The organism is Lactococcus petauri (assembly GCF_002154895.1).
GTDB classification, from domain to species: Bacteria; Bacillota; Bacilli; order Lactobacillales; family Streptococcaceae; genus Lactococcus; species Lactococcus petauri.
Genome location: NZ_MUIZ01000045.1, coordinates 1 through 339, shown reverse-complemented (window position 1 = coordinate 339; position 339 = coordinate 1). Strand labels below are relative to the sequence as shown.

At 41.3% G+C, this 339-nt stretch carries 1 protein-coding gene; it reads right to left on the bottom strand.

Annotated features, from left to right (window positions below):
- Window positions 1–339, bottom strand: a 339-nt coding sequence (locus BZZ03_RS11805) for a bacterial Ig-like domain-containing protein (protein ID WP_198943963.1), incomplete at both ends; no start/stop codon positions are given.

Sequence of the window (339 nt, the reverse complement as noted above, 5' to 3'; positions counted from 1 at the left end):
TTCCTGCTTTAGAAGTATCAACTTTTGAAGCATCTACACTAACTTGTGAGAAGTCGACCGCATTTCCATCTTTATCCAAGGCGGAATCAAAGTTATCTTCTGCTGTCCAGGCATCCCCTACATAAAGAGTAGAGTCATGCACATTTACCGCTGTTTGCTTGTCTTTAACTGTGACTTTGGCTGTACTTGTAACGCCATCATAAGTATAAGTGACATCATATGTTCCTGCTTTAGAAGTATCAACTTTTGAAGCATCTACACTAACTTGTGAGAAGTCGACCGCATTTCCATCTTTATCCAAGGCGGAATCAAAGTTATCTTCTGCTGTCCAGGCATCCC